The sequence below is a fragment of the Streptomyces sp. NPDC055078 genome (assembly GCF_053607985.1).
The window spans coordinates 1-5,839 of sequence record NZ_JBSGUP010000524.1 but is presented as its reverse complement, the minus strand read 5'-3'; the positions used below and the strand labels follow the sequence as shown (position 1 = coordinate 5,839).

Genomic DNA, 5,839 nt, shown 5'->3' with positions numbered 1-5,839 from the left:
GCCGGGCGGACACCCCCTCAAGGACCGGAAGCACAGGAAACACAGGAAACACAGGAACAGCGACGACAGCAGCAGCGGCGGAGCGGGCGGCGGCGGGCCGACAGGGCAGCAGGGCGCGGGCGGAGACGGCCGGTACGGAGTGCGCGGGATCAGACCTGCCCGGCCTTCTCCAGCGCGGTGCAGCAGGTGTCCACCAGCAGCCGGGTCACCACATACGGGTCGACGTTGGCGTTGGGCCGGCGGTCCTCGATATAGCCCTTGCGGTCCCGCTCGACCTGCCAGGGGATACGGACCGAAGCGCCACGGTCGGAGACGCCGTAGCTGTACTCGTTCCAGGGGGCGGTCTCGTGCAGCCCGGTGAGCCGGTCGTCGATGCCCGCGCCGTAGTTCTTGACGTGGTCGAGCGGCTTGGAGCCCTCACCCAGCGACTCACAGGCGGTGATGATGGCGGCGTACCCGTCGCCGTTGTCGCCGCCTTCGCGCATCGCCCTGGTGGAGAAGTTGGTGTGCGCCCCGGCGCCGTTCCAGTCGCCCTTCACGGGCTTGGGGTCCAGCGTCGCCGCGATCCGGAAGTCCTCGGCGGTGCGGTAGAGCAGCCAGCGGGCGATCCACAGCTGGTCCGCGACCTCGACCGGCGCGATCGGGCCCACCTGGAACTCCCACTGGCCGGGCATGACCTCGGCGTTGATGCCGGAGATCCCGAGCCCGGCCCGGAGGCAGTTGTCCAGGTGCGCCTCCACGACTTCGCGGCCGTGGATCTCATCGACGCCGACACCGCAGTAGTAGCCGCCCTGGGGGGCCGGGAAGCCGCCGACCGGGAAGCCGAGCGGACGGTCGCCCTCGAAGAAGGTGTACTCCTGCTCGATGCCGAAGACGGGCTCCTGCTCGGCGAACCGCTCGGCCACCTCGACCAGGTGGGCCCGGGTGTTGGACTCGTGCGGGGTCAGATCCGTGTTCAGGACCTCGCAGAGCACCAGTACGTCGTCGTCGCCCCGGATCGGGTCCGGACAGGTGTGGACCGGCTTCAGCACACGGTCGGACGCATGGCCCTTGGCCTGGTTGGTGCTGGACCCGTCGAAGCCCCACAGGGGCAGCTCGGTGAGCCCGCCCGAGGGGACCCCGGGCAGGATCCTGGTCTTCGAGCGGAGCTTGGCGGTCGGCTCGGTTCCATCGATCCAGATGTACTCAGCCTTGAACGTCACGGGGGCCTCATCCTGTGCGGGGTGGAGCGGTATGTGATGAAGCTTCGCAATGCACGATTTCCCACCTGTTGCCCGATGGTGAACCCCGTGTTACGCCTGGGTACACGAATGGCCTGTACGGGGTACGCGCCGCGGGACCCGGTGCTCGCCCTACCGGGCACTCGCACCCAGGACAGCCGGCCCCACCCGGGCTCACCGCCCGCGCCCCCCGGCCCGCCGCTCCGCCCCGTGCTTGAGCAGCGAGCCGAAGCCCGCGTCCCGGATTCTGCCGATGAGCTGCTCCCGGCCGATCCCGAGCGCCTGTGCCGTGAGGTCGAGCCGCCAGTCGTGATCGTGCAGCCGGTTCAGCAGATACCCGCGCCGGATCTGGGCCTCCGAGAGCCGGAACGTCTTGAGATAGGCGGCCCGGCCCTTGCGGTCGGTGATCACCTCACCGATGTGCTGCTCCGGCTCCCCGCGCCGGAAGGACGGCAGAAAGCGCCACAGCCCGAACTCCCCCATGGAGTGGACACGGTCGAACCGGTACGAGGGCGCGAGCAGCCGGTCCGCCATCAGCGCGTCATGGCTCATCGCCCACTCCGCCTCCCGCGCCCGCGCCGCCGCCCGCAGATCGGCGAGCGTCGTCATATGGCGTCCGTCGCGGATCCGGACCTCGAAGTCGGGCACGGGCCCGCCGAACAGGGCGTACTGGTGGACCAGTTCGCCGTACAGATCCTCGATCAGCGAGGGGTGCAGAGCCCGGTAGTCGTCCGGATGCGGTACGGCGAAGGCGGCGGCCAGTGAGTCCGCCGCGTACACCAGCACACCGCACTGACCCGGGTGGATCTCGAAGATCCGCAGGGCCTCCCCGAGCCCGGGGATCTGCCGGCCCGTGTACGCCGCCTCCGCGCGCGGCGACAGACCCTCCCGTACCGCCCGCTGGGACCATTCGTCCCAGACGATGGACGGGCCGCCGAAGTGCAGCGACAGATATCCGTCCAGGGCGAGATGCAGCGGCAGGAAGCGCAGCCGCTTCCCGGCCGAGCCCTTCTCGCCGCTCTCCCGGCTGTCCCCGTCACCGCGGCGCCGCTTGGCCAGCCGGTGGTGCACCCGCAGGGGGACGCACTCCGGTGGGAGGTCGCCGAGCTGGGTGCCGTACGCGGCGGACCGGCCGCCGTCGCCCGACCAGTCGGCGACGAAGCCGTGCGGGATGTAGGAGACATAGCCGCCGCGCGGGCCAGTCGTCACCATGGCGTACTCCCGGCCGTAGACCTCATGGCGCAGCCGCAGCCCCGCCACCGGCGTATCGCGTACCAGCGGCACCAGCCGGATGCCGCCCCACACCTGGGCGGGCATCGTCGTCAGCCCGGTCAGATCGAGTTTGTTCACCGCGCCGCCGCCCGGTGACCGCGCAGAAAGCGCCCGATGCGGCGGTCCAGATAGTCCTGGAGTTCGGCGAGAGAGGTACGGCCCTCGGCGAACTGCGCGATCTCCACCAGCGCCGCCAGATCCTCCGCGTCCCGGACCCCGGCCGTCGGCACGCTCGGCGCGAGCCGCCGGACATCAAAACCGTCCGCGTCGTACACCGGGTTCAGATGGACCACACTTGTACGCCGCCCGGGATCGAGCCGGGTGCGCCAGATCCGCAGCACCTCACCGGCCAGCCCCGGCGGGGCGTTGTCCCAGCCGTCCGAGACGATCAGCAGCCGCTCCGGGGCGTCCTCCAGCGCGTCGAGAATCCGCGTCCCGACCGGGCTCGGCCCCCAGGGGCGTACCAGCAGGGGATCACGCCCGCCCGAGGTCCAGTGCGCGCGATACGAACCGGCCAGCGCCTCCAGCAGAAAGTGCGCCCCCAGGGCGACCGCCAGTGGGCGGCGGCGCTTGACCCCCGAGCCGTACGACGAATAGCTGTCGTCCAGTACGGCCGAAACCCGCCCCCAGGTCCCGGCGTACGGGCCCGCCACGCGCCGGGCCGTGGCCCGCAGGGCGTCCGTCAGCTCCGCGCGCCGGGGCGCCCGGTCCGCCATGGGCAGTGACAGGACGTAGAGGGCGAGCCGGGTGAGCGGCATACCGGTGAGATCGGCCCGGGGGCCCGCGCTCTGCGTGCGCAGCCGCTCCAGCCTGGTCATCCGAGGCGCGATCCGCTCCAGGAAGTCGGCGCGCGGGACTCCGCGCCGGGCGGCGAAGCCCTCGGCGGCGGTGAACGGCAGCTCGTAGAGCGCGTCCCGCTCGTAGTGGGCGCGACGGTGCGCTTCGAGGCGGGCGTCGGCGTAGCGGACCCGCTTGCCGGGGCGGAAGAGGAAGTCGCCCAGCTCGCCGCCGCCGGGTTCGACGCCGCCCGGCTTGCCCTCGCCCGGCTTGCCCTCGCCGGGCCCGATACGAAGGTGCCCGATACGGAGGTGGGTGTGCCGGGCCGCCGTCTTGAGCCCCCGGCGGTACTTCACCGCGTCATGGGCGAGATCGGGCCGGGCCGCCAGCCAGTCGCGCTGGATCGCCCGGGTGCGGCGGTTGTTCACCTTCGCGGTACGCAGCGCGCGGAACAGCCGGTACACCCGCTGCGGCGGCAGCGCGGCCAGCCGCGCCGCGATCAGCCGGCCCTCGGTCCGCTTCTGGGCCTCGTCCGCGTCGCCCGGTGTGCGCAGCAGCTCCTCGATGATCCGCGCGGCGTTGTGGTCGTTGATGTCGAGCGCGAGGACCGCCGCGTACAGGGGCCGGTAGTTGACCCGTACGTACTCATGCAGAAAGGACAGCGACAGCCGCTGCTCATACGCCCGGGAGCGGAACTCGCGCTGACCGGTGGCCGTGACGGCCGCGTTCACGAACAGCAGGACGTCCTCGGCGGCGATGAGATCGGCGAATGTCTCGGCGGTCCGGTCCGTCCGAGGGCTCCCGGTGGTCCCCGGCATCGTGATCCCCCCTGGTCTCCCTGGTGCGCGCATCCGGGGACCGGCCGGGGAATGAGGGGGCGAACAGCGAAATCATTGCTTCAAAGGCAGGTCCCGGAAGTCGCGCCGGAGTCCCGCGGCCGGTCCCGCCGAACGTAACACCCCGGTGCCCGGCCGTCTGCGGAATATCGGCCGCGCGGGCACACTGGGGGCCATGACCAAGCCCGTAGAACTGTTGCGTGTCGGACTCCTCGGCGCCGGACCGTGGGCGGAGCACACCCAGGCGCCCGCGCTCGCCGCCCATACGGGGGTGGAGTTCACCGGGGTGTGGGCGCGGCGGCCCGAAGCGGCGCTCGCGCTGGCGACGGCGCACGGCACCCGGGCGTTCGCGGGCGACGCGGGCGTCGATGAGCTGCTCGCAGGCTGCGACGCCGTCGCGTTCGCGCTGCCGCCGGACATCCAGGCTCCGCTGGCGGCCCGCGCGGCGGCGGCCGGCCGCCCGCTGCTGCTGGACAAGCCGGTCGCGACGACCGTGGCCGCCGCGACCGCCACGGCCGAGGCGGCGGCGCACGCCGGGGTCGCATCCGTCGTCTTCTGCACCCTGCGCTTCGCGCGCGACACCGCGCCCTGGATCGCCGAGCAGGCGGCGGTCGGCGGCTGGTTCACCGCCCATGCCCAGTGGCTCGGTTCGCTGTACGCGCCGGGCGCCGACAGCCCGTACGCGGCATCGCCGTGGCGGCGGGAGAAGGGCGGGCTGTGGGACGTCGGACCGCATGTGCTGTCCGTACTGATTCCGGTGCTCGGCGAGGTGACCGCCGTGGCGGCGGCGCGCGGGCCGGAGGACACCGTCCATCTCGTGCTGCGGCACTCCTCGGGCGCTTCGAGTACGGCGGCCCTGGGGCTGAGCGCTCCGCCCAAGGCGACCGGGGCGAGCCTTGAACTCATCGGCGACCAGGGGAAGGTGGCGCTGCCCGCCTGGTCCGACGCCGTCGCCTCGTTCGGTGCCGCGCTGGACGCGCTCCTCGACGCGGTGCGCACCGGCCGGCCGCATGCGTGCGACATCCGGTTCGGGCTGCGGCTGACGGAGATCCTCCAGGAGGCGGAGGAGCAGTTGGTGTGACGGTGGGGGAGGCGCGGCCCGGGGCCCCCGGCGGCTGGGTAGCGGCTCGCTTCCGTGCCGTTCCCGACGCCGGTCGCGGGCGGTGATCCGTTGCGCGGACAGGGTTCTGACGGAGTGTCGCGGCCTCCCTGAGGGATCACCCGTTCGACTGACGTAACGTACCCGCGTGCGACTGCTGGAAATATCCGACCTGGTCGTGGCCCACGACCCTCACACCCGCGAACGCCTGCCGGTCCGGCGCGACGCGGTCGTCGCCCGCCTGGCGGCGACGGGCGACCGCCGGGGAGCGCGGATCGCCGCGAGCCTGCCGTGCGACGAGAACGGTGTTCTCGATCCGTGCGCGGTGGACCGCCGGCTCATCGTCGTCCACACCGAGCTACAGCGGCTGAGCGAGGAACTCCGTATCGGCGAACGGGTCGCGGGGCTGCTCCGTCCCATCCTCGCGGCCGTTCGCGCGGCCGACCCCGGGGCGCGGCTGCGCGTGGTCGACGTGGGCTCCGGACTGGGCTATCTGGTGCGCTGGCTGGCGGCGTCGGGAGCCCTGAACGGGCTTGGAGCGCGCCACCCGGCCGCCCCGACTATCCCGGCCGCCCCGGCCGCCCCGGCCGGTCCGACCACCCCGACCGCCCCGACTACCTCGGCCGGTCCGACGG

At 72.7% G+C, this 5,839-nt stretch carries 4 protein-coding genes and 1 pseudogene; 2 read left to right on the top strand and 3 right to left on the bottom strand.

The features are described from left to right. Positions 1–149 precede the first annotated feature (149 nt). The 3 genes from glnII to ACWF94_RS31040 all read right to left on the bottom strand — a co-directional run bounded on the left by glnII (position 150) and on the right by ACWF94_RS31040 (position 4,087). Positions 150–1,202, bottom strand: coding sequence for a glutamine synthetase (gene glnII / locus ACWF94_RS31050; RefSeq protein ID WP_453495922.1), 1,053 nt, complete (start codon positions 1,200–1,202; stop codon positions 150–152). A gap of 192 nt (positions 1,203–1,394) precedes the next feature. Next, complete coding sequence (locus ACWF94_RS31045) at positions 1,395–2,570, bottom strand: ARPP-2 domain-containing protein (protein WP_453495919.1); 1,176 nt, start codon at positions 2,568–2,570, stop codon at positions 1,395–1,397. Then, positions 2,567–4,087: a hypothetical protein gene (locus ACWF94_RS31040; protein ID WP_453495916.1), complete on the bottom strand. Its 1,521-nt coding sequence runs from the start codon at positions 4,085–4,087 to the stop codon at positions 2,567–2,569. The genes ACWF94_RS31045 and ACWF94_RS31040 overlap by 4 nt, the downstream gene beginning before the upstream one ends. Positions 4,088–4,280: 193 nt before the next feature. Between ACWF94_RS31040 and ACWF94_RS31035 the strand changes: the two genes are divergently transcribed. Together ACWF94_RS31035 and ACWF94_RS31030 are read left to right on the top strand one after the other, a co-directional pair. Beyond that, positions 4,281–5,186: a Gfo/Idh/MocA family protein gene (locus ACWF94_RS31035; RefSeq protein ID WP_453495913.1), complete on the top strand. Its 906-nt coding sequence runs from the start codon at positions 4,281–4,283 to the stop codon at positions 5,184–5,186. A gap of 166 nt (positions 5,187–5,352) precedes the next feature. Then, positions 5,353–5,839 (top strand): annotated as a pseudogene (locus ACWF94_RS31030) (hypothetical protein); the annotation flags it as partial.

Coding starts and splice junctions, on each gene's coding strand:
- ACWF94_RS31040 (WP_453495916.1), bottom strand. CDS start 4,087: ATGCCGGGGACCACCGGGAGCCCTCGGACGGACCGGACCGCCGAGACA.
- ACWF94_RS31035 (WP_453495913.1), top strand. CDS start 4,281: ATGACCAAGCCCGTAGAACTGTTGCGTGTCGGACTCCTCGGCGCCGGA.